We start from the raw sequence: 21,300 nt of genomic DNA on the forward strand, positions 1-21,300 counted from the left end.
CAATCGCAATTGCATCCCGCCCCAGCCACGCTCTATCGTTTCATCCATGTCCCGCACCGGATGCATCGCCGCGCCCCGCCGGCCGGACGCGCGAATTACCCACCCGGCCTGATAAATCAGGCCGGCCGTCGCGATTCCACCATCCCGGCGCACCCCCACGCGCCAAGACCACGGGACCATCCCCATGCCGGACATGGACGCAACGATGCTGACGCATGCACGCTCGGCCCTCCTGGATACAGCGCGGACCCATTTCATCGCCGAACCGGGTGTCGTCGGCCTCTATCTCAGCGGCACGCTCGCCTCCGGCGACGCCGAGCCGCATTCCGACATCGACCTGCGCGTCGTCACCGAACCCGCCGCCCATGCCGGCTTCGTGGCCCGCCGCCGCGATTTTCCCCGGCTGTGGGACGGGTTCCTGTTCAACGAATGGCTGCCCGACGCGCAGCACTGCGTCTCGCATTTCCGCCCCTTCACCAAGATCGACATCTTCTATCTGAACGCCGATGACCTCCGGCCCTCGCCCTGGTACGCCCTGCCCACCATCGTGCTGCACGATCCGGCCGGCCGGATCGCCGCCCTGCTCGCCGCCTCGCGCGACCTGCGCTTCACGATCACCGAAGACGATGTCGACTTCTCGATCAGCAAGACCCTGGCAGCAAGGCCCTGGCGGCCGCCCACGAAGCCTATCGCCGCATTCGGCGCGGACACTTGCTCTATGCCGCAGCACTGCTCGACGAAATGCAGCTGCACATGATGCAGGCCGACGACTGGCTGAACGACCGGCCCACGCTCGGCATGGTCCAGTCCAAATTCGACCGCCGCACCGACCCGGCGATGCGTGACGCTCTCCGGGCCTCCCTCTGCCGCTGCGACGCGGGCGACCTCGACGCCGCCCTTATACGCCTGCTGCCCGTCCTGCGCGCGCAAATCGCCGCCCTGCACACCAAATTCACCCTTGCCCGCCCGCTCGCCAACGATTTCGCAGCGATTGCCCTGATTTCTCCATAATGTTCCGACGTCATTCCGGGATGCAGACGATTGGGCGCATCCCGGGCGACGGCGCGGACCGCAATGCCGGTATCGACCTGCTGCGCGGCCTGTCGATCCTGCTCGTGGTGATCCACCACCTGGCGCTGCGCATTCCGCTGGCCCGCACGGCTCTCGCCGCCATCCTGCCGGCCACCCTGCTGCACGCGCTGAACTGGAACGGCTATTCCGCCGTCTTCCTCTTCTTCGTGATCTCGGGCTTTCTGATCACCAGCCACAGCATCCGGCGCTGGGGCACGCTCTCGGCCGTCGACGCGCCCGCCTTCTATCGCCGCCGCGCCACGCGCATCCTGCCCTGCCTCATCGTCCTGGTCGCGATCCTGTCGCTGCTCGATCTGGCCCACGTGCCGTACTACACGATCACCCATCCCGACCAGTCGCTGCCGCGCGCCATCCTCGCCGTCTTCGGCATGCACCTGAACTGGTACGAGGGCCACACCGCCTATCTCCCCGGCGGCTGGGACGTCCTCTGGTCCCTGTCGATCGAGGAAGCCTTCTATCTCGCCTTTCCCCTGCTCTGCCGCGCCACCGCCCGGCACGCCGTCCTACGCGCGATCCTCTTCGCCGCCCTGGCGCTCTCGCTGCCCGCCGACTATGCGCTGCTGTCGCATGCTCCCGAAATCTGGCGGGAAAAGGCCTATCTTCCCGGCATGGCCGCGATCGCCACCGGCATCTGCGCCGCCCTGATCGCCCCCCGCGCGCCCCTGCGCCACGTCCCGGCACTCGGTATCCTCGGGGCATCCATGCTCGGCGCAATCCTGCTCTGGCAACCGGCGATCCGCCAGGCGCTCGGTCACGCCACCATGCTGCTGCTCACGCTCGGCAGCGCGATGCTGCTGATCGCCTTCGACCGGAGCTGGGGCCGCGCCACCCTGCCGCGCATCCGCGCCCTTTCATGGCTGCGCGCCTATGGCCGCCTCAGCTACGAAATCTACCTGACGCACATGTTCCTGGTCTTTCCCGCCATCGCCCTGTTCCACGGCCTGGGCGCCCCGATCCGGTACGGCTGGCTCTGGTTCCTTCCGGTCCTGCCCCTCGCCTGGCTGCTCGGCCACGCCACCGAACGCCTCGTCACCAATCCGGCCGAACGCCGGCTGCGCAGCCGCTTCCCCTTCGACCCCGCCTCTATCCGGCCCCATCCGACAACGCGATAGTCCCCGATCCTCCACCTCGCCGAAATACGGGCGCAACGCCGCGCTGACCACACGCAATCCCGCACCGGATGCGCCAGGTGGGCCCGCGCCTCCGCCAGCCCCCGTCTCACTCTCACTCTCACCCGCTGAAGAAGATCAGCGCCGTCGCGGCGCCAAACCCCAGGGCCAGCAGCCCGACCGCGAAAACATCCCAGAAATTGGATGGTTTCACCGAATCCGCGCCATGACTCAGGCGCTGATAGAACCCGAACATTCCAGCCTCCGGGCCGGAAGACATCCTTTCCTCCGACCGGCTGGAATATGGGTATGCCGGCCCCCGCCAGCCAGGCCGCCGGCCGACGGGCAACCGCCCGACCCATGGCGCGGCCGCAGGGCTCGCGCCGCCACGTTACATCCCGCAACCCTCCGTCACATTCCGCCGCCGGCCCGGCCTTTATCCGGACACCGAACGCGGCGACACTGCACCGCATGCCGTCGATGCAGACACAGGCGATGCAGGCCATGATCCGTTTCGGACTGGGCCGCCGGGGCCGGGAACCCCTGCCCGACGACCCGGCGGCCTGGCTGCGGGAGCAGCTCGCCGCGCCGGACGGCGCGCGCTTTCCCGCCGGCCTGTCCGACAGCGCCGACGGGCTGATCCGCCTTCGCACCCAGCGGCGCACGAAACAGCCCGGCGACCCGCTGGTCGGTCCGGCCTTCCACGCCGACCTGCTGGCGCAGATGACGCAGTGCCTCGCCAGCGACCAGCCTTTCCGCGAAAGGCTGGCCTGGTTCTGGACCAACCATTTCACCGTCAGCCTGCGCCAGGGCGGCACCCGCGCCGTCATCGGCCCCTATGTGCGCGAGGCGATCCGGCCCCACGTCACCGGCCGGTTCTCCGACATGCTGCTGGCGGTCATGCGCCACCCGGCCATGCTCATGTATCTCGACAACGTCTCCTCGATCGGGCCCGACAGCCCGGCCGCCCGCCGCGCGGCCCGCCACGGCCAGTTCCGCGGCCTGAACGAAAACCTGGCCCGCGAATGCCTGGAACTGCACACGCTCTCGCCCGCCGCCGGTTATACCCAGCAGGACGTGACCAGCTTCGCCGCCATCCTGACCGGCTGGACGATCGACATGCGCGCCGACCGGCCCGGCTTCGCCTTCCGCCCCGACGCCCACCAGCCCGGCGTCAAGACCCTGATGGGCCGCGATTTCCCGCCGGGCGAGACCGGCGGCGTCCAGGCCCTGTCCTGGCTGGGCACGCACCCCGCCACCTATGGCCACCTGGCAACCCGCCTGGCGACCCATTTCATCGCCGACGCCCCGCCCCCCGCCGCGATCCACGCCATCGCCGCCGCCTTGCGGCAGAGCGGCGGCGATCTCGGCACCGCATCGCATGCCCTGATCGCACGGCCCGAAGCCTGGCGCCCGGGCACCAAGCTGCGCCAGCCCTTCTTCTACGCCGTCGCCGCGCTGCGCGCCCTCGACCCGCCCTTGCCCAGCCACGCCGCGGACGGTCCGGCACCCGATTCCGAGGCCGCTCCGCATCCTCCCGCCGCCTGGCTGCTGGCCGACGCCACCCGCGCCATGGGCCAGCCGCCGTGGGACGCCCCGCTGCCCAACGGCTGGTCCGACCGGGCCGCGGACTGGGCCGCCCCGGCCGACCTGATCGCCCGCGCCGAATGGGCCTACCGCCTGGCCGGGCACGATGTCGCGGCCGGGGCCGACCCGCTGGCCATCGCCCAGGCCGGCCTGGGCCCGCTGCTGCGCCCGGCCACCCGCGCGGCGATCCGCCATGCCGGATCGCGCCGCGACGCGCTGACCCTGCTGTTCACCGCCCCGGAATTCCAGAGGTGCTGACATGTCCCGCCCCCCGATCCCGGCTCCGCCCGTCCTGATCCCCCGGCGCACCGCCCTGCTGGGGCTGGGCGCGGCCTGGACGCTGGGCTCCGCCTCGCTCGCCCTGGCGCGCCCGTCCGGCCCCGCCCGGCGGGACGGCCGGCTGGTCGTCGTCATCCTGCGCGGCGCGCTGGACGGCATGGCCGCCGTCATCCCCTATGGCGACCCCGCCCTGGCCGCCTTACGCGCGCCGCTCGTCCCCCCGCCCCCGGGACAGCCCGGCGGCATGCGCGATCTGGGCGGATTCTACGGCCTGCATCCGGCCCTGCCGGTCCTGCACGGCTTCTATGCCCAGGGCAGCCTGCTGCCGATCCACGCCGTGGCCGGCCATTACCGCAGCCGCTCGCATTTCGAGGCCCAGGACTATATGGAAAGCGGCGCCGACACCCGCCTGACCAGCGGCTGGCTGAACCGCGCGGTGGGCGCCATGGGCGGGCTGCCGTACGGCCCCGACGGCGCGGGCCTGTCGGTCGGCCTGTCCACCCCGCTGCTGCTGCGCGGCCCCACCCCGATCGGCGGCTTCGACCCGCTGCAGGCCGCCCGTCCGGACGACGACCTGTTCGCCCGCATCGCGGCGCTGAATGCGCCCGACCCGCTGACCGGCCCCGCCCTGCGCGCCGGCCTGCGCGCCGACACCTATTCCATCCGCGCCTTGTCCGCCCGCGAACGGGCCGACGCCGCCTCGTCCGGAATGACCGCACCCGGCGCGCTCCACCCCGGTGTCCCCTACCCTGGTGTGCCCTACCCTGGCGCCCCCCGCCCGGGCACCGCGCGCCCCGACCCGTTCCTGGTCCTCTGCCATACGGCCGGCACCCTGCTGGCCGCTCCGGACGGCCCCCGCGTCGCGGCACTGGAAATCGGCGGCTGGGACACGCATGCCGCGCAGATGGGCCGCCTGTCCGGCCCGCTGCGACGGCTCGATGCCGGGCTGGGCGCGCTGCGCGACGCGCTCGGCCCCGCCTGGGCCCACGGCGCCGTGCTGGTGATGACCGAATTCGGCCGCACCGTCCGCATCAACGGCACCGCCGGCACCGATCACGGCACGGGCACGATCACCCTGCTGGCCGGCGGCGCCGTCGCCGGCGGCCGGGTAGGGGGCACCTGGCCCGGCCTGGCCCGGGGACAGCTCTTCGAAAACCGCGACCTGGCCCCCACCACCGACCTGCGCGCGGTCGCCATGGGCGTGCTGCGCGACCATATGGACGTCCCGGCCCACGCCATGCCCCGCATCTTCCCCGGCAGCGCCGGCATCGCCCCGCTTGCCGGACTGATCCGGGCCTGATGCGCCCGGCACCCGCCGCGATCGGCAAAACCCGACGAAATGAGTCTCCCCGGCCAGGCATCCTTCGTCGGCGAGCGGCGTTCCATGCAAACGGGATGGCCCGGCGGGGCGCGAACCGCCATCCCGCACGCCCGGCACGGCACGGCCGATTGCCCGCGTTGCCGAACGCGTCGCTTTCATACCCATGAATCGCAAGACCGGGATGCGCCGCGCCCCAGCCCCCGGCGGCCACGTGGAGGACGAAATGCTCAGGACCATCCTGCTGATCGTGCTCATCCTTCTGCTGATCGGCGCATTGCCCACATGGCCCTACAGTTCCGGCTGGGGGTACTACCCGGCCGGCGGCTTGGGGCTGATCCTGCTGATTCTCATCATCCTGGTGATCGCCGGCGGCATATAGAGCGGCGCGGGCGTGGCGATACCGTGAAAACATAAAGACACCGGCATCCCGCCAGGCCGGGTTTTCACGGCGTCGCCGTTTCAATCTTCATCCGCGCAGGCCAGCGCGTCGCCCAGGGCCCGGGCGAACATATCGGCCTGTTCCTCGGTCGCCGCGGCGAACCCCACCAGAATCCCCCGCCCCGGCACTCCCAGGTTCGGCCCTGACGAATGCCGGCCGGACAGGTACAGCCCGGACAGAAACGGCACGCTATACCCCGCCCGCGCCAACCGCGCGGCCACGGCCCGGTCGTCCCGGTCCGGCGCGAAGCGCACCAGCACCTGCAATCCCCCGACCGGCGGCGCGACCATGACCGCGTCGCCGCAGCGCGCGCGGATCGCCCGCACCATCTCAGCACCGCGTGCGCGATAGACGCCGCCGATATGGTCCAGATGCCGGTGATAGCGGCCGCTGTCGATGAAGGCCGCCAGCGCCGCCTGGGCGTGCACGTTGGCCATCACTCCCAGATTGGCCTGCGCATGGGCCAGCCGCGCCGACAGGGCGGGCGGCGCGACGAACCAGGCCAGGCGCAGCCCCGGCAGCAACGATTTCGCGACGGTGCCCAGGGTGATCACCTCTCCCTGTTCCGCCAGCGCGCCCAGCGCCGGCACCTGCCGCCCCTCCCACAGGAACTCGCTGTCGTAATCGTCCTCCAGCACCAGCGCCCCGGCCTGCCGCGCCCGGGCCAGCAGCGCCAGCCGGCGCGGCAGGCTCATCCGCACCCCGGTCGGGTACTGGTGCGACGGCGTCACATAGACCAGCTTCGGCACGCCGGTCAGGCGGGACGCGTCCGCCCCCTCCCCATCGACCGGCAGCGGCACCAGCCGGCCATGCCCCAGCGCCGCCCGCGCGCCCAGATAGCCCGGCTCCTCGATCCAGGCCGTCTCGCCTTCATCCAGCAGGCACCGGCCCAGCATCGCCAGCGCCGACTGCACGGTGGGCACGACATGCACCTGCTCCGGCATCACGGGCAGCCCCCGGCGCGCCGCCAGCGCCTCCGCCAGCACCCGCCGCAATTCCGGCAGCCCCTGGACGTGGCCATACAGCAACCCGTCGCCCGACAAGGTCCGCACCGCCCGGCGCATCGCCCACGCCCATTCGTCCCGGGGGAACAAAGCCGGGTCCGGATGGCCGGGGCGCAGCCGCCCGCCGCGCGCGACATAATCCGCCTCATGCCGGTTCCGCGCCAGCGCCGCGCCCTGCCGCGACAGGCGCACCGCCGCCGCCGGACCGGCCATCGGGGCGGAAAACGCCTCCGGCACCGCCAGCACCGGCGCCGCCCCCGGCCGCGAGACGATCAGCCCCTCGCCCCGCAACAGCTCATAGGCCGCATTCACCGTGTTGCGCGACACGCCCAGCCCCCGTGCCAGCACGCGCGAGGAGGGCAGCCGCCGATCCCCCGGCGCCCGCCCGGCCCGCACCGCGTCGCGCACCTGGCGATAGATCTGCTCGGCCAGCGGCACCGCGTCCGCCCGGTCCAGGCTCAGCCATCCGTCGAACAAACTGGCCCTCCCAATTCCGGAAAACCGGATCTTTCACCAGTCCACTCGCACACGCAAGATGCCCTCCGGCCACCCTATCGATCGGGCCGCCACCCGATCGGACCACCAGACCACCAACAGGAACCCACCGATGACGTCCGACCACGACACCCCGTCCCGCCCCGCCGGCCTGCCGCCCTACGCCATCGCGCGTCAGGGCCGGCGCGCCCGCTACGACGCGGCGAGCGTGCATGCCATTCTCGACGCCGGACTGGTGGCGCATGTCGGGTTCGTGGCCGACGGCCGGCCGATGGTGATTCCCATGGCCTATGGCCGCGACGGCGATACGCTGTTCATCCACGGCGCGACCACCACCCGCATCATCCGCGGCGTGGCCGAGGACGTGGCCGAGGACGTGGCCGAGGACGTGCCGGTCTGCCTGACCGTCACCCTGATCGACGGCATCGTCGCCGCCCGCTCGGCCTTCCACCATTCGGTGAATTACCGCAGCGTGGTGGTCCATGGCGCCGCCCGCCACGTGACCGACCCGGCCGAACACGACCACGCGCTGCGCGTCATCACCGAACATCTGCTGCCCGGCCGGTGGGACGAGGTCCGGCCGATGCTGGCCAAGGAACGCAAGGCCACCGGCGTGCTGGCGGTGCGCATCGCCGCGGCCTCGGCCAAGATCCGCACCGGCGGCCCCGTGGATGACGACGCGGACTACGCTCTGCCGGTCTGGGCCGGCGTGCTGCCCGTCACCACCGCCATCGGCCGGCCCATCGATGACGGCCGCGTCGCCGAAGACACCCCGCCGCCCCCCTCCCTGGCCGCCGCTCGCCGCAAATTCGCCTGAACCGCGTCCGGATCAGGTCTCGGTCCTGATCCGGCCCTGTCATGCCGGGTCAGGCACCGCGCCCCGCCTCAGTCCGCGCCTCAGTCCGACACCAGGCGATAGCCGACCCCCGTCTCGGTCACGATATGCGCCGGCCGCTCCGGGTCCTGCTCCAGCTTCTGGCGGATCTGCCGTATATAGACCCGCAATTGCTGCACATCCCCGCCCGCGCCCCAAAGCTGCCCCAGGATGTGCCGGTGGGTCAGCACCCGCCCGGCATGGTTGACCAGCAGGCGCAGGATGTCCCATTCGCGCGGCGACAGGTGCACCTCCTCGCCGCCGCGCATGATCCGCCGCCGCACCAGGTCGACGCTCAGATCGCCCGAGGCGAAAACCGGCGGCGTGCCCTCGCTCTGCAGGGCATGGCGCAGAGCGGTGCGCAGCCGCGCCGCCAGTTCGGCCATGCCGAAGGGCTTGGTGACGTAATCATCCGCCCCCAGCTCCAGCGCCGCCACCTTGCCCCGCTCATCGTCGCGCACCGACAGCACCACGATCGGCAGCGTGGATCCCCCATTGCGCAGCAGGCGGATCACCTCCAGCCCGTCCCGGTCCGGCAGGCCCATATCCAGCAGCATGACGTCCGGATCGCTGTCCGCCGCCCGCTTCAGCGCGCCGGCGCCGTCCGCCGCCTCGACCACCCGCCACGACTGGGCGGTCAGGCTGGTGCGCAGCAGGCGGCGGATCGCCGGCTCGTCATCGACGACCAGCACACAGGGGTCGCTCACGCCCACTCAGCCCTCCAGGGTCTCGTTCGCCGCCGATCCTATCGTTTTTTCCCGTACCGCCTCACCCTGTTTCATCTCGGCGGCGGGAAAGCGCATGGTAAAGATCGCGCCAGAGCGGTCGGTGCGGCTGGCCGCCGCGATCGTTCCCCCCATCGCCTCGACGAACCCGCGCGCGATCGCCAGCCCCAGCCCGGTCCCCGGGCGGGTCCGATCACCGGCATGAAAGCGGGTGAATTTGTCGAACACGCGCTCGGCATCCTGCACCGCCAGGCCCGGCCCCTCGTCGGTGACGCGCAGCCACAGCCATCCCGCCTCGCCCCCGACCGCGATCGCGACCCGCGATCCCGGCGGGGTGTATTTCGCCGCATTGTCCAGCAGGTTGAACACCGCCTGTTCCACCAGCACGTCGTCCAGCATCGCCAGCTTCAGGTCCGGCGCGACCTCCAGCGTCACGCTGTGATGCTGCAGGATCGTCGCCGCCCGCGCCAGGGCGCTGCCGGCGATCTCGCCCAGGTCCGCGGGCACGCGGCGCGGTGCCAGTGCGCCCGCCTCCAGCCGCGTCATGTCCAGCAGGTTGGCGACGAAACGGTTCAGCCGCTCGGCCTCCTCGCGGATGGTCGCCAGCAATTCGCGCCGCCCCTCGGCGTTCAGCAGCGCGTCATAACTGTCCAGGCTGCTCGCCGCCCCCAGGATCGATGCCAGCGGCGTGCGCAGATCGTGGGAAATCGAGGTCAGCAGCGCCGCCCGCAGCTTCTCGGTCTCGGCATTCAGCCGCACCCGGTCCAGGTCGGCCGCCAGGCGGATCCGCTCGATCGCCAGCGCCGCCTGGTCGTTCAGCGCATCCAGCAGCCGCTGCTGCTCGGGGTCCAGCAGCGGCCCGCTCCGATCCGTATCCAGCCCGACCACCGCGACCGGCCCGTGCGCCGTGCGCAGCGGCACGAACAGCCGCCGCGCCCCCGGCAGATTGTCCGACCCGCGCCCCGCCCGGCGATTATGCTGCCAGCTCCAGGTGGCCGCCGCCAGGTCGGACGGCGCCAGCGCGTTTTCGGGCGGATAGCCCGCCTTCACGCTCAGCGTGCCGTCGGCCGGCAGCAGGATGACCGCATTCATGTCCAGCATGGTCGCGATCTGGTGGCAGGTGGTCCAGAGCAGGTCGTCCATCGCGACGATGCCGGCCAGCTTGCGGCTGAAGCGGTACAGCGCCTCGGTCACCTCGGCCCGGTGCCGCGCCACCATCGCCTGGTTGCGCACCCGTGCCCCCAGATGGCTGGCGATGACCGCCGTCGCCAGAAAGAAGAACAGCGCGACGATATTGTCCGGCGCCGCAATAGTGAAGGTATAGAGCGGCGGCAGGAAGAAGAAATTGAAGCACAGCATCCCCAGCAGCGAGGCATAGAGCGACGGCCACAGCCCGTACGCCACCGCAATGCCCAGGATCGCGGTCAGGAAGGTCAGCGACACGTTGCTGACCGCCAGCCCCTGGCGCAGCAGCACCCCGACCGCCACCGACGCGGCAATCGCCACGGTACTGACGACATAGGGCCCCAAGCGCGGCCGCGCGCGGGGCGCCGGCGCCTCGCGCAGCGCTCCGCGGCCGGCTTCGTCGGGGGCGGCCTCGCCGACCACATGGATCGGAATCCCGCCCGCCGCCGTCATCAGCCCCCGCGTCACCGACACCCACGCCCAGGGCGCCACCCAATCCGCCCAGGGCCGGCGCGACGGCCGCCCGGCCACGATCTGCGTCACGTTCCGCTTGCGGGCATAGTCCAGCGTGTCCGCCGCCACGTCCTCGCCGGGAATCGTGACGGTCTCGGCGCCCATGGATTGCGCCAGATGCATCAGCCCGGCCATGCGCTGGCGCATGCCGGGACTCATGTCCCGGCTGGTCTCGACATGCAGAACGATCCACGCGGCATGGAACCGCTCGGCCAGCCGCCGTCCGTAGCGCAGCAATCCAGGCCCGGCATCCTGCAGGGTCAGGCACACCAGCACGCGCTCGCCCGCCGCCCACGGGCCGACGATCGCGCTCGCCTTCATGTGGTCCAGCAACTGGGCATCGACCCGCTGCGCGGTCTGCCGCAGCGCCAGCTCGCGCAGCGCCGTCAGATTCCCCGGCGAGAAATAATGCAGCAGCGCCCGCCCCGCCATGTCCGGGGCATAGACCTTGCCCTCGCGCAGCCGCTGCAACAGGTCCGCGGGCGTCAGGTCCACCAGTTCGATCTCGTCGGCCCGATCGATCACGTTGTCGGGCACCGTCTCGCGCACCCGCACGCGGGTGATGCTGGCCACCACGTCGTTCAGGCTTTCCAGATGCTGGATATTGACGGTGGTCAGCACGTCGATGCCCGCCGCCAGCAATTCCTCCACATCCATCCACCGTTTCGGATGGCGGCTGCCCGGCACGTTGGTATGCGCCAGCTCGTCCACCAGCGCCAGTCGCGGCCGCCGCGCCAGGATCGCGTCCAGGTCCATGTCCTGCATCACCTGGCCGCGATAGGCGACATCATGGCGCGGCACGACCTCCAGCCCCTCCAGCAGGGCGGCGGTCTCGGCCCGGCCATGCGTCTCGGCCACCCCCACCACCACGTCGACACCCTCGCGCCGGTTTCTATGCCCGACGGTCAGCATCTCATAGGTCTTGCCCACGCCGGGGGCCGCCCCCAGGAAGATCTTCAGCCGCCCCCGCCTGCGCTCCGCCGCCTCGCGCTCGGTCCGGCGCAGCAACGCGTCGGGGTCGGGCCTGTCGTTCCGTTCGTCCATGCCTTACCGCTGCTGCAGGCGATCCAGCGCCAGGTTCAGTTCAAGCACATTCACCCGCGGCTCGCCCAGCCAGCCCAGCAACGGCTGCGCGGTCATCCGATTCACCAGCACGCGCACCTGCCCTTCCGGCAGGTTGCGCGCACGGGCGACGCGCGGCACCTGGAACAAGGCGGCCTGCGGCGAGAGATCCGGGTCCAGCCCGCTGGCCGACGCCGTCACCAGGTCGGCCGGAATCGGCAATCCCTCCCGCACCGCGTCGGGATTGTCCGCCTTCAGCGCCGCCACCCGCGCCGCTACCGCATCGCGCAGCGCCTTCGATGTCGGCCCCAGATTCGACCCGCCCGACGCGGCGGCGTTATAGGGCGCGCCCGCCGTCGCCGAGGGGCGCGGATGGACATAGCGCGCCTGCGTGAAATCCTGCCCGATCTGCGCCGAGCCCACGGCGCGCCCCTGCGCCACGACCACGCTGCCCCGCGCCTGGTGCGGCAGGATGATCTGCGCGATGCCGGTCAGCGCCAGCGGATAGATCAGCCCGGTCAGCACCGAAAACGCGGCCAGCAGCACCAGGGCGGGACGAACATGACGGACCATGACGGGATCCTTTCAAACCAGATGCAGCAGATTGACCAGCAGGTCGATCAGCTTGATGCCGGCGAACGGCACCGCGATCCCCCCCGCGCCATAGACCAGCAGATTGCGCCGCAACAGCGCCGCCGCCCCCACGGGCCGGTAGCGCACGCCCCGCAGCGCCAGGGGAATCAGCGCCACGATGATCAGCGCGTTGAAGATGATCGCCGACAGGATCGCGCTCTGCGGCGTGCCCAGCCGCATGATGTTCAGCGCCGCCAGTTGCGGATAGAACCCGATGAACATCGCGGGAATGATCGCGAAATACTTGGCCACGTCATTGGCGATGGAAAAGGTCGTCAGCGCCCCGCGCGTCATCAGCAACTGCTTGCCGATCCCCACGATCTCGATCAGCTTGGTCGGGTCGCTGTCCAGGTCGACCATGTTCCCCGCCTCGCGCGCCGCCATGGTGCCGGTATTCATCGCCACCCCGACATCCGCCTGCGCCAGGGCCGGCGCGTCATTGGTGCCGTCGCCGCACATCGCCACCAGCTTGCCCGCCTCCTGCTCCTTGCGGATCAGCGTCAGCTTGGCCTCCGGCGTTGCCTGAGCCAGGAAATCGTCCACCCCGCTTTCCGCCGCGATCGCAGCGGCGGTCAGCGGATTGTCGCCGGTGATCATCACGGTGCGGATACCCATCCGCCGCAATTCGGCAAAGCGCTCGCGAATCCCGCCCTTCACCACGTCCTTCAGATGCACCACCCCCAGCAGCCGCCCGGCATCGATGACGGCCAGCGGCGTCCCGCCGCCCTTCGCGATCGTCTCGGCGATCTCGCGCACCGCCTGGGCAGCGGGATCCTGGGCAGCCGAGTCCCGCGCTGCCCGATCCTGCGCTATCTGGGCCAGCACGCTGTCCACCGCCCCCTTGCGGATCTGCCGCCGCCCGATATCGACGCCGCTCATCCGCGTCTGGGCGGTAAAGGGCACGAAATGCGCGTCCAGCGCATGCATCTCGCGCCCGCGAATGGCAAAGCGCTCCTTGGCCAGCACGACGATCGACCGCCCCTCGGGCGTCTCGTCGGCCAGCGACGCAAGCTGCGCGGCATCCGCCAGCTCCAGCGGCGTCACCCCGGGCACCGGGACGAAATCGGCCGCCTGCCGGTCGCCGATCGTGATCGTCCCCGTCTTGTCCAGCAGCAGCGTATCCACGTCCCCCGCCGCCTCGACCGCCCGGCCCGACATGGCCAGCACGTTGAAACGCACCAGCCGGTCCATCCCGGCAATGCCGATCGCCGACAGCAGCGCGCCGATCGTCGTCGGGATCAGGGTGACGAACAGCGCCACCAGGACCAGCACCGAAATCCGCCCGCCCGCATAGGCGGCAAAGCTGGGGATCGTCGCCACCGCGAAGATGAAGATCAGCGTCATCCCCGCCAGCAGGATGGTCAGCGCGATCTCGTTCGGCGTCTTCTGCCGCTGCGCGCCTTCGACCAGCGCGATCATCCGGTCCAGGAACGTCGCGCCCTGCGCGGCGGTGATCCGCACGATGATCCAGTCCGACAGCACCCGCGTGCCCCCCGTCACCGCCGAGCGATCGCCGCCGCTCTCGCGGATCACCGGCGCCGATTCCCCGGTAATCGCCGATTCGTCGACCGAGGCGATGCCCTCGATCACCTCGCCGTCGCTGGGGACGAAATCGCCCGCCTCCACCAGCACCACGTCCCCCGGCCGCAGCAGCGGCGCCGGCACGGATTCGCATATCCCGTGCCGCGACCAGCCGCCGTCATGCTCGGGCGTCAGGCGCCGCCCCAGGGTCTCGGTCCGCGTGCGGCGCAGGCTCTCGGCCTGGGCCTTGCCCCTGCCCTCGGCCAGCGCCTCGGCGAAATTGGCGAACAGCAGGGTAAACCACAGCCACAGATTGATCTGTACCGCAAAGCCGGTCTGCGGCGCCCCCCGTGCCAGGTCGCGCGCCAGCAGGACGGTCGTCAGCACGGTGACGATCTCGACCACGAACATCACCGGATTACGCCACAGGATTCGCGGATCGAGCTTGCGGAAACTGTCGATGATGGCCGGCCCGATCAGTTCGGGCCGCATCAGGCCGCCGGACGGCCGATGCGGCCGCCCGTGCATGTCGGGCGCCAGCCTGGGTTTGGGAACATGAATGGTCATCGCCTGTCAGCCCGCCAGCAAGGAAATTCGGGGAGGGAAATTCGGGGGAAGGATATCCAGGGAAAGAAAATCACGAGAGTACACCGCGCAGCATCGTCAGGTGCTCGACGATCGGCCCCAGCGCCAGCGCCGGCAGGAAGGTCAGCCCCCCGACGATCAGGATCACGCCGCAGACCAGCCCGATAAACAGCGCCCCCTGGGTGGGAAACGTGCCGGGCGAGGGCGCCAGCGTGCGCTTGGCCGCCATCGCCCCCGCGATCGCCAGCGCCGGCACGATCACGAAGAACCGCCCGACCATCATCCCGATGCCCAGCGTGACGTTCCAGAACGGATTGGCCGTCAGCCCCGCGAACGCGCTGCCGTTATTCGCCGCCGCCGAGACATAGGCATACAGCGCCTCGGAAAATCCATGCGGACCGCCGGTCGACAGCGCGGCCTTCCCCGGCGCGACCACCACCGCCAGCGCGGTCAGGCCCAGCATCATCAGCGGCAGGCACAGCACCGCCAGCATCGTCATCTTGATCTCGCGCGCCTCGATTTTCTTGCCCAGATATTCCGGCGTCCGCCCGACCATCAGCCCGGCCATGAACACGGCGATGACGGCGAACAGCACGAAGCCGTACAGCCCCGACCCCACGCCGCCGAAGATGATTTCGCCCAGCATCATGTTGACCATCGGCACCATGCCGCCCAGCGGCAGGAAGCTCTCATGCATCGCATTCACCGCGCCGCATGACGCATCGGTGGTGACGGTGGCGAACAGCGACGACGCCGCGACGCCGAACCGCACCTCCTTGCCTTCCATGTTCCCCAGCCCCGGATTCACCCCCAGCGCGGCGAAGGCCGGGTTGGCATGCGCCTCGGACCAGTACAGCGCCGCGACCCCGATCAGGAACAGCGCCGCCATCGCGGAAAACACCGCCCAGCCCTGCGCCTCGTCGCCGACCATGCGCCCGAACAGGTTCGTCAGCCCCGCCCCCAGCGCGAAGATGCACAGCATCTGCAGGAAATTGCTCAACGCGGTCGGATTCTCGAACGGATGCGCCGAATTGGCGTTGAAGAACCCGCCGCCGTTGGTGCCCAGCATCTTGATCGCTTCCTGGCCGGCCACCGGCCCGACCGCGATCGTCTGGTGCGCGCCTTCCAGCGTGGTCACGTCCACCGAGCCGGCCAGGGTCTGCGGCACGCCCTGCCAGACGAACAGCAGCGCCAGCACGATGCAGGCCGGCAGCAGCACGTACAGCGTCAGGCGCACCAGATCGACCCAGAAATTGCCGATGGTCGCGGCCGACCGCCGGGCAAAGCCGCGGATCACCGCCACCGCCACCGCGATCCCGGCGGCGGCCGACAGGAAATTCTGCACCGTCAGCGCCAGCATCTGGCTCAGATGACTCATCGTCGTCTCGCCGGCATAGCTCTGCCAGTTGGTGTTGGTCAGGAAACTGACCGCGGTGTCATAGGCCAGGTCCGGCGCCACCGCCCCACGGCCCAGCGGATTGAGCGGCAGCACGCCCTGCAGCCGCAGGATCAGGTAGACCGCCAGGAAGCAGAACAGCTTGAATGTCAGAACGGCCATGGCATAGCCGCTCCAGGACTGCTCCTCCGCCGGGTCGATCCCCGCCAGCCGGTACAGGCCGCGCTCCACGCCCCCCACCAGTTTCGCCGGCACGATCAGCTCGCCCGCCGTCACCCGCGCCAGATACCCCCCGATCGGCCGCGTCATCGCCACGACCACCAGGAAAAAGACGAAAATCGTCGCCCAGCCCGCCACGGTCATTATTCAGAACCTTTCAGGACGGACCAGCACCAGGGTGACATAGGCCAGCAGGCCGACCGTCACCGCCGCGCCCAATATCAGATCCAGGCTCATGGCTCAGATCCGCCGGCAGAACGAGACGAACCCGGCGCAGGCGGCAAATCCCGCCAAACCGAGCCCCAGATACAGAACGTCATGCATGTCGCCTCTTCTCCGCGATGGATGATCCTGCGGTCCACGCCGCGCCACACCGATTATCCGACGACCGCCATAGGAATGAGAGAGGGACCGCCGCCCCGCCGCATAGGAATCTCATAGGAATGCGCGCCCAAATGCATGCACCGCCGCCGCGCGGCATGGCGTTCCGCGAACGCATCGGGCATGGTCCCGGCGGAGACGTTTTCTCCTGTCCCGCTTTCTCCCTCTTGCGGAAAAGAAAATAAAATTCTTTGCCATGACACAAAATATCGAAAATCTCTCTTTCTGGCGCCCGGCCGGCTGCGCCCTGCTCGCCCTGCTCGGCACGTGGTCACACATGCCCTCACAAGCGCGGGCGCAGGGGGCGAAGGACTGGTTCGACGCCATCACCGTCAGCGGCCAGATCGAGGGCGGCATCGACGCCAACCCGGCGCGCCCCGCAGACGGCAATAATTTCGGCCGGCTCATCGGCGACCGCGCCACCCAGGCCCTGCTCGACCAGGTCACGATCACGATCGCGAAGACGGTCGACCAGACATCCTCGTCCTATCAGGCCGGCTTCCTGCTGCGGGGCCTGTACGGCGCCGATGCGCGCTATTACAACATCGCCGGCATTTCCGACCGCGCGCTGATCGGACGCAACCAGGTCATGCCGGCCCAGGCGCATCTCGACCTGCACCTCCCCTGGCTGACCCGTCACGGACTGGACATGCAGGCCGGCATCCTCGCCGCGCCGATGGGGGTGGAAACGCTCGATCCGGCGATGCGGCCGTTCTACACGCTGGCCTATACGACGGAATATTCCACGCCGTTCGAACATGTGGGCGCGATGGTCCAATTTCATGCCACCGACCGATGGGACATCCTGTTCGGCGTCGATACCGGCAACCAGGTCTCGTTCGGGCACGGCGACGACAACGATGCCGCCGCGGGTTATTTCGGCCTGGCGGGCAACGGCCTGGCCGGCGGCAGACTATCCCTGCTCTATCTGTCCCGCGTCGGGCCCGAGGACGCGGTGCGCGCCCTGGGCCCGCGCGCCAACGGCGCGCAGCGCTTCTGGAACGATCTCGACATGACCTTCAAGGTCGATGACCGCCTGTCCCTGACCGGCGAATTCAACGCGATGCATGACGAAGGATTGCGCGCCGATACGGTCAGTTTCGTCGGTTTCCTCGGTTATCGGCTCACGCCGACGCTCACCGTCAATTATCGCGGCGAGATCTATCGCGACAATACCGGGCAATTCGTCACCAGCTTCCTCGGCGACGCCGCCTATATGCGCGCCCTGCTCGGCGAGCCCGCCGCCACCCGGACCGCCCCGCCCACCACCTATGGTGCGCTCACCCTGGGCGTCACCTGGCACCCCACCCTGGGGCGCCCGTTCAAGCTGTTCGAGATCCGCCCGGAAATCCGCTTCGACCGCTCCCTGAACGGCACCACCCCCTTCAACGGACTGCGCAACGCCGGCATGTTCGCCTTCGGCGGCGACGCGCTGCTGGGCTTCTGACCCCGCCCCCGGATTTGCGCCGCCCTGCCGCGCGCATCTCTCAAGTCAAACCATATGAAAATCCAAACAGGACTGCGTTCTTGCATCTATCATCCACGACCTGCACGAACCTGAAGGCATCCCGCGCGCTATAGACTCCGTCACGGCGCGACCGTTCACGGAATGGTCACCCGTTTCATTTCCGGATGCACAAACTTTGTTCTTCCGATAAGCGATTATACGACTAAGCGATTATGCGACGTGATGTTCCTGCCAACGGCTCAAGGCCACCGGCTCGAGAAGGAAACCGGCGTCATGGCGAGGCGTCTCTTTCACACGCTGGACGGGCTGCGCGGTCTGGCGGCCGTGGCGGTCGTACTGGTCCATATGGGTAAGGTGTCGTTCCCGACGATCTGGTATCCTGCCGGGGGCTATCTCGCGGTGGATCTCTTCTTCGGGCTCAGCGGCTTCGTCCTGGCCGAGGCATACGCCGCCAGGCTGGATGCGGGGCTGTCCCTGGCGGCCTTCATGCAGAAACGCATCGTGCGCCTGTGGCCGCTCTACGCGCTCGGGCTCGGGCTCGGCGCGGCCGCCGCGGCCTTGCGGATCGCATCCCATCACGCGCCGCCCTCCGCCCTGGCCCCTTTCCTCCCGGCGCTCTTCTACTGCCCATGGTTCGGATCGGACGGCGTGCTCTACCCGCTCAATTTTCCGGCCTGGTCGCTCTTCTACGAACTGATCGCCAATATCGTCATGGCGGCGGCGTGGCGCAGGCTCGACAACCGGACGCTGATCGGACTGGTGTGCCTCTCCGCGCTCGGTCTCGTGGTGTCGGCCCGTCTCCTGGGTTCGCTGAACGCCGGAATGATCTGGAGCTGGGCGCCGGCCGCCCTCGCACGCGTCGGTTTCTCCTTCTTTCTCGGCATCCTGCTGTGGCGCGCCGGCCCCCGCCTCCTGAACGTCAGCGTCCCCCCGAACGTCAGCGCATGGGTGCCGATGGGGCTGCTCGCCCTCGCCCTGGCCGTCGATACGCACCGCATCCCGCGCCCGCTGCTGGACCTGTCCGAGGTCTTTTTCCTGCTGCCGGCGATCATCTGGCTCGGCGCATCGACCAGACCAACGGGCGCCAGCCTGATGATGTTCGAAGCCCTCGGGGGCGCGTCCTATGCCCTCTATGCCGTTCACGCACCGATACTCGGCCTTGTCGCCGCCTTTCTGAACAGCGGGCTGCATATCCCCCCGAACACCGCATCCCCATGGCTCTGCCTTGCCATACTTGCCGGACTCGTCCTGCTCGCCTGGTCGCTGAACAGGCTGGACGTCGCATTCCGCGCCCGCCTCGATGCGCCCGCGCGATGGGTGACGCAACGCGCCGCCAGGGCGCAGCCCGCCGACGAGGCCATCCGGGGCTGACCTAGCCGGCGCGCGGCACGCGGCCACCGGGTTCCCGGCCGGCACGCGATGGGATAATTTCCCGGAATAGTTTCCTGGAATAGTTTCCTGGAATAGTTTCCTGGAACAGTTTCCCCTGCCGCACCCGCACCGACAAGAGCCGCCCCGCGTGACCACCCCGCCTCCCTATACCGCCCACTGGTCCCCCGCCGTCCCCGATCGCGGCCGTCCGCACGGCGATGCCCCGGCGGCCTATCCGGCCCGCTATCCCGTCCGGCTGCGCGACGGCTCCTGCCTCGACCTGCCCCTACGGCCCCTGCCGGGCGGCGAGAAAGCGGTGGCCCTGCTGATGGCGAACCAGACCGGCTTCGCGGTCGAACGCGCCCTGGCCGACCGCCTGACCGCCCTGGTCGGCGACGCGACGCGCCAGGCGCCCGTCCAGGCCGTGGCCGGCGTGCCCACCATGGGCCTGGCCTATGCCCGGCCGGTGGCCGAAGGGCTCGGCCTGCCCGATTACGTGGCGCTCGGCCATTCCCGGAAATTCTGGTACGACGACGCCCTGTCCCAGCCCGTCAGTTCCTATACCAGCCCCGACCAGACCAAGCGCCTCTATCTCGACCCGGCCCTGGTCTCGCGCGTGCAGGGGCGGCGCGTCGCCCTCGTCGACGACGTGCTCAATACCGGCCACACGATCGCCGCCGCCATCCGCCTGCTCACGCGGGCCGGCGCCGAGATCGTCGCGGTCGCCGCCATCCTGACCGAAGGCTGGGACTGGCATGCAACGCTGGCCGCCCTCGACCCCGCCCTGCCCGCCCAGGTGCGCGCCCTGGGCCATATCCCACTCTTCACCCGCACCCCGGCCGGATGGGCCCCCCTCCCCGGCACCGACCGGCAACACGGCCCGGCCGCCCGCAACCCGGCCACCACCTGACCAGCCCGCCCACCGCCATGCCGACCACACCCTCCGCCACGCGGCGACGGACCGCCATCGGCCTGTCCGCCCTTCTCACTGTCCCGTTCCTCCGCCCGGCGCGGGCGACGACAGCCGCTGCCCCGGCTGCTTCCGCCCCGGCTGCTTCCGCTTCGGGTATTGCCGCCTCGCATATTGCCGCCTTGGCCGCCATCGAAAGCCGGCATGGCGGCCGGCTGGGCGTGTTCGCCCGCGACACCGCGGGCGAAGGCACCCTGGCCTGGCGCGCCGACGAACGTTTCACCCTGTGCAGCACCTTCAAGGGGCTGCTCGCCGCCCTCATCCTCGCGCGGGCCGCGGCCGGGCAGGACGATCTCGCCCAGCCCATCCCCTACACGGCCCGGGACCTGGCGCGCGCCGGCTATCCCGATTTCGCCTGCCCCGTCACGGCGGCCCGCCTCGGTGGCAGGCCCCGGGAATCGATGACGGTGGGCGAACTCTGCCAGGCGGCGGTCGAGGCCAGCGACAATCTCGCCGCCATCCTGCTGATGCGCCGCGCGGGCGGCCCCGCCGGCCTGACCCGCTTCGTCCGTACCCTGGGCGATGCGACCACGCGCATCGACCGCTACGAACCGGACGCCAATGCCTATCAGGGCGCGCTGGACACGACCACGCCACGCGCGATCGTCGCCACCACCCGCGCGATCCTGCTCGGCAACGCGCTTCCCCCGCCCGCCCGCGCCCGGCTGGAATCCTGGATGGTCGCCGCCCGCCCCGGCCGCAACCGGCTGCGCGCCGCCCTCCCGCCGGATTGGATCGCCGGCGACCGCCCCGGCACCTACGGCCCCGAGGAAACCAACGATATCGCCCTGGTCCGGCCGCCCGGCCGCGCCCCGCTGCTGGTCGCAGCCTATTACCACGCCCCGACCGTGCCCCCCGCCGAACGCGAGGTCGTGCTGCGCCAGGTCGGCGCCGTCTTCGTCGACTGGGCCGTATCGTCCCGGTAAGATGGCGGCGTATCCGTTCTTTTTTGAAAAAAGAACCAAAAAACTTTCAAACGTGTGGAGACGATGTGCCGGGCACACACAAAGTCCCTTAACGAATAAAAGTCTTTTTGCTTCTTTTTCTTCAGAAAAAGAAGAATAACCCTTT

At 69.9% G+C, this 21,300-nt stretch carries 19 protein-coding genes; 11 read left to right on the top strand and 8 right to left on the bottom strand.

What is annotated here, in order from left to right:
* Window positions 1-184 precede the first annotated feature (184 nt).
* Genes QN315_RS07855 through QN315_RS07865 form a run of 3 tightly spaced genes read left to right on the top strand, consistent with a single transcriptional unit; the run spans window position 185 to window position 2,204 of the window.
* A complete protein-coding gene (locus QN315_RS07855; RefSeq protein ID WP_323992740.1) occupies window positions 185-757 on the top strand; it encodes a nucleotidyltransferase domain-containing protein in 573 nt (190 codons plus the stop codon).
* Window positions 754-1,011 carry a hypothetical protein gene (locus tag QN315_RS07860; RefSeq protein WP_323992742.1) on the top strand — a complete coding sequence of 86 codons (258 nt, stop codon included), beginning with the start codon at window positions 754-756 and terminating at the stop codon, window positions 1,009-1,011. The genes QN315_RS07855 and QN315_RS07860 overlap by 4 nt, the downstream gene beginning before the upstream one ends.
* 20 nt (window positions 1,012-1,031) lie before the next feature.
* A complete protein-coding gene (locus QN315_RS07865; protein WP_323992744.1) occupies window positions 1,032-2,204 on the top strand; it encodes an acyltransferase in 1,173 nt (390 codons plus the stop codon).
* Window positions 2,205-2,322: 118 nt separating this feature from the next.
* On the opposite strand, the gene QN315_RS07870 is transcribed toward QN315_RS07865, so the two are convergent.
* On the bottom strand, window positions 2,323-2,481 hold the full coding sequence (locus QN315_RS07870) for a hypothetical protein (protein ID WP_323992746.1): 159 nt from the start codon (window positions 2,479-2,481) through the stop codon (window positions 2,323-2,325).
* Between the two features lie 200 nt (window positions 2,482-2,681).
* Between QN315_RS07870 and QN315_RS07875 the strand changes: the two genes are divergently transcribed.
* The 3 genes from QN315_RS07875 (at window position 2,682) to QN315_RS07885 (ending at window position 5,767) form a co-directional block, all read left to right on the top strand.
* Entirely contained in the window at window positions 2,682-4,046 is a 1,365-nt protein-coding gene (locus tag QN315_RS07875) for a DUF1800 domain-containing protein (RefSeq protein ID WP_323992748.1), read from the top strand.
* A gap of 1 nt (window position 4,047) precedes the next feature.
* Window positions 4,048-5,367: a DUF1501 domain-containing protein gene (locus QN315_RS07880; RefSeq protein ID WP_323992750.1), complete on the top strand. Its 1,320-nt coding sequence runs from the start codon at window positions 4,048-4,050 to the stop codon at window positions 5,365-5,367.
* Between the two features lie 244 nt (window positions 5,368-5,611).
* Window positions 5,612-5,767 carry a DUF3309 family protein gene (locus QN315_RS07885; RefSeq protein WP_176640092.1) on the top strand — a complete coding sequence of 52 codons (156 nt, stop codon included), beginning with the start codon at window positions 5,612-5,614 and terminating at the stop codon, window positions 5,765-5,767.
* Between the two features lie 80 nt (window positions 5,768-5,847).
* Here QN315_RS07885 and QN315_RS07890 read toward each other — a convergent pair whose 3' ends face one another.
* The gene (locus QN315_RS07890; RefSeq protein WP_323992751.1) at window positions 5,848-7,308 is read right to left on the bottom strand and encodes a PLP-dependent aminotransferase family protein; all 1,461 of its coding nucleotides are present in this window, start codon (window positions 7,306-7,308) and stop codon (window positions 5,848-5,850) included.
* Between the two features lie 130 nt (window positions 7,309-7,438).
* On the opposite strand from QN315_RS07890, the gene QN315_RS07895 reads away from it, so the two are divergent.
* Window positions 7,439-8,143, top strand: coding sequence for a pyridoxamine 5'-phosphate oxidase family protein (locus QN315_RS07895; protein ID WP_323992753.1), 705 nt, complete (start codon window positions 7,439-7,441; stop codon window positions 8,141-8,143).
* Between the two features lie 80 nt (window positions 8,144-8,223).
* On the opposite strand, the gene QN315_RS07900 is transcribed toward QN315_RS07895, so the two are convergent.
* The 6 genes from QN315_RS07900 to QN315_RS07925 all read right to left on the bottom strand — a co-directional run bounded on the left by QN315_RS07900 (window position 8,224) and on the right by QN315_RS07925 (window position 16,276).
* The gene (locus QN315_RS07900) at window positions 8,224-8,907 is read right to left on the bottom strand and encodes a response regulator (RefSeq protein ID WP_176640935.1); all 684 of its coding nucleotides are present in this window, start codon (window positions 8,905-8,907) and stop codon (window positions 8,224-8,226) included.
* A 6-nt stretch (window positions 8,908-8,913) separates the two neighbouring features.
* Complete coding sequence (locus QN315_RS07905) at window positions 8,914-11,667, bottom strand: sensor histidine kinase KdpD (protein ID WP_323992755.1); 2,754 nt, start codon at window positions 11,665-11,667, stop codon at window positions 8,914-8,916.
* A 3-nt stretch (window positions 11,668-11,670) separates the two neighbouring features.
* Entirely contained in the window at window positions 11,671-12,258 is a 588-nt protein-coding gene (kdpC, locus tag QN315_RS07910; protein WP_323992757.1) for a potassium-transporting ATPase subunit KdpC, read from the bottom strand.
* Between the two features lie 12 nt (window positions 12,259-12,270).
* Window positions 12,271-14,367 (bottom strand): potassium-transporting ATPase subunit KdpB, encoded by a 2,097-nt coding sequence (gene kdpB / locus QN315_RS07915; protein WP_408904624.1) that lies wholly within the window; start codon window positions 14,365-14,367, stop codon window positions 12,271-12,273.
* Between the two features lie 109 nt (window positions 14,368-14,476).
* Window positions 14,477-16,183 carry a potassium-transporting ATPase subunit KdpA gene (gene kdpA, locus QN315_RS07920; protein ID WP_323992759.1) on the bottom strand — a complete coding sequence of 569 codons (1,707 nt, stop codon included), beginning with the start codon at window positions 16,181-16,183 and terminating at the stop codon, window positions 14,477-14,479.
* Window positions 16,184-16,186: 3 nt separating this feature from the next.
* A complete protein-coding gene (locus QN315_RS07925; protein WP_323992760.1) occupies window positions 16,187-16,276 on the bottom strand; it encodes a potassium-transporting ATPase subunit F in 90 nt (29 codons plus the stop codon).
* 421 nt (window positions 16,277-16,697) lie between these two features.
* On the opposite strand from QN315_RS07925, the gene QN315_RS07930 reads away from it, so the two are divergent.
* From QN315_RS07930 to bla, 4 genes are all read left to right on the top strand, one after another.
* A complete protein-coding gene (locus tag QN315_RS07930; protein ID WP_323993325.1) occupies window positions 16,698-17,867 on the top strand; it encodes an outer membrane beta-barrel protein in 1,170 nt (389 codons plus the stop codon).
* A 294-nt stretch (window positions 17,868-18,161) separates the two neighbouring features.
* Window positions 18,162-19,259 (top strand): acyltransferase, encoded by a 1,098-nt coding sequence (locus tag QN315_RS07935; protein ID WP_323992762.1) that lies wholly within the window; start codon window positions 18,162-18,164, stop codon window positions 19,257-19,259.
* Between the two features lie 148 nt (window positions 19,260-19,407).
* Window positions 19,408-20,169: a phosphoribosyltransferase gene (locus QN315_RS07940; RefSeq protein WP_323992764.1), complete on the top strand. Its 762-nt coding sequence runs from the start codon at window positions 19,408-19,410 to the stop codon at window positions 20,167-20,169.
* Window positions 20,170-20,351: 182 nt separating this feature from the next.
* Window positions 20,352-21,155 carry a class A beta-lactamase gene (gene bla / locus QN315_RS07945; protein WP_323992766.1) on the top strand — a complete coding sequence of 268 codons (804 nt, stop codon included), beginning with the start codon at window positions 20,352-20,354 and terminating at the stop codon, window positions 21,153-21,155.
* Window positions 21,156-21,300 lie beyond the last annotated feature (145 nt).

Source organism: Nguyenibacter sp. L1 (genome assembly GCF_035199985.1).
GTDB lineage: Bacteria > Pseudomonadota > Alphaproteobacteria > Acetobacterales > Acetobacteraceae > Gluconacetobacter > Gluconacetobacter vanlangensis.